Annotated in this window: 2 protein-coding genes and 1 pseudogene; all 3 read left to right on the top strand. The window is 66.7% G+C overall.

All coding sequences use genetic code 11. The features are described from left to right. On the top strand, window positions 1-878 hold an 878-nt coding region (locus B8460_RS13935), incomplete at its 5' end, for a phage/plasmid primase, P4 family (protein WP_048862215.1). Between the two features lie 442 nt (window positions 879-1320). Beyond that, on the top strand, window positions 1321-1590 hold the full coding sequence (locus tag B8460_RS13940; protein ID WP_241771194.1) for a hypothetical protein: 270 nt from the start codon (window positions 1321-1323) through the stop codon (window positions 1588-1590). Further along, window positions 1587-1797, top strand: a pseudogene (locus tag B8460_RS23080) (hypothetical protein); the annotation flags it as partial. The gene B8460_RS13940 and the pseudogene B8460_RS23080, both read left to right, overlap by 4 nt.

Genomic DNA, 1797 nt, shown 5'->3' on the forward strand with positions numbered 1-1797 from the left:
GCGACGCGGACCTGGTGCGCTTCCTGCAACGCGCCGCCGGCTACGCCCTGACCGGCAGCACCCGCGAGCACGCGCTGTTCTTCGGCTACGGCACCGGCGGCAACGGAAAGGGCGTGTTTCTCAACACCCTCGCCGGCATCTTCGGCGACTATGCCACGATCGCGCCTATGGAGACCTTCGCGGCCACCCAGACGGACCGGCACCCGACCGAGCTCGCGATGCTACGCGGCGCGCGTCTGGTGACTGCGCAAGAAACGGAACAGGGCCGCGCCTGGGCCGAATCCCGGATCAAGTCACTGACCGGCGGCGACCCGATTACCGCGCGGTTCATGCACAAGGATTTCTTCACCTTCACGCCTCAGTTCAAGCTGTTCATCGCCGGCAACCACAAGCCCGCCCTGCGCAATGTTGACGAAGCGATGCGCCGTCGCATGCATCTGATCCCCTTCACGGTCACGATCCCGCCGGATCAGCGGAATCCGAACCTCGGCGCCGAGCTGAAAGCCGAATGGCCGGCCATCCTCGCCTGGGCAATCGCCGGCTGCCTGGACTGGCAGCGCAACGGCCTCGCCGCGCCCGCCGCCGTCACCGCAGCTACGGAAGAATATTTGAAAGGCGAGGATGCCTTCGGCCAGTGGGTTGATGAATGTTGTGAGGTTGGGCGGCACCGCGAGGAAGGCAGCAGCGCGCTCTATGCGGCTTGGCGCACCTGGGCAGAACGCGCAGGCGAGCAACCGGGAACCCAAAAGAGGTTCAGCCAGAGCTTGCTTGAACGCGGCTACCAAGCGTGTCGCCTCCCGAACGGCAAAGCCGCTTTCCGGGGCATCGGGCTGCCCATTCCCCGGCCACGCCACGAGACGGCTGCCGACCGTGACTGAGGCCCTGAAGGATGTGAAGGGTCCCCGTATTTCCCCCGTATCGCGCGCGCGCGCTAGACGCCCCGAATGGGGTGATCCTTCACATCCTTCAGATTTGGCCTGTGGGGAGAACGCGCGCGACAGGGTTGGACCCGGCGAGCGGGTGGTTCCGACCGCACAACCCCTTGCCGCATCCGGTAAGTCGCCGCCTTCTCAAGGCGGTAAACCGCCCTAGTCGTGTGTGGACTACCTATTGACGGGATTGGCTTTTTTCTTGCGCCGCCCGCGAATTGTCCAATATGTGTCGAATATGGCACGTGAAACCGCGCTCCCGCAGCCCGCAGACACGCATCCGAAACCCTCGCGCCCGTCCGCGTCGCGGCAGCGCCGGGACCGCTACTCGGCGCCCGTACGCTGGGCTGCCGTGACAGGCCGAAGCCGGGATGGCCGGTTTATCCGTGAAGTGCGCGCCGACCTGCTGCGCCATGTCGGCGGCAACCCTACGACACCGCAGCGGGTGCTGATCGAGCGGGCAGTCATGCTGACGCTGAACCTCGCGAAGATGGACGCCAAGGCCCTCGCGACCGGCGCTATGTCGGAGCACGCCACGCGCGAGTATTTGGCGTGGTCAAACACATTGACGAGGACGATGGTTGCCCTCGGCCTGGACGCCGCCCCTGCCCCCCGCCGTGACATCCGCGACATCCTCGCCGACCGGGCCGCCGGCCGGTGAACATCCTCGCCGCCCTGGACGACCCGGAACTCTTCGGCGGCATGTTCACGGCCCCGTCCTGGCGGCCTTGGCGCGCGTTCCTGGCGGCGTTGTTTGGCCTTCCGCTACCTGATGACCTGGCGGCCCTGTATCGGCACCACACGGCCCGCTCGGTGGCACCACGGGGCAGGTTTCGCGAGGCGGCGTTGATATGCGGCCGGCGAGGTG

The sequence above is a fragment of the Acidisphaera rubrifaciens HS-AP3 genome (assembly GCF_000964365.1).
GTDB lineage: Bacteria > Pseudomonadota > Alphaproteobacteria > Acetobacterales > Acetobacteraceae > Acidisphaera > Acidisphaera rubrifaciens.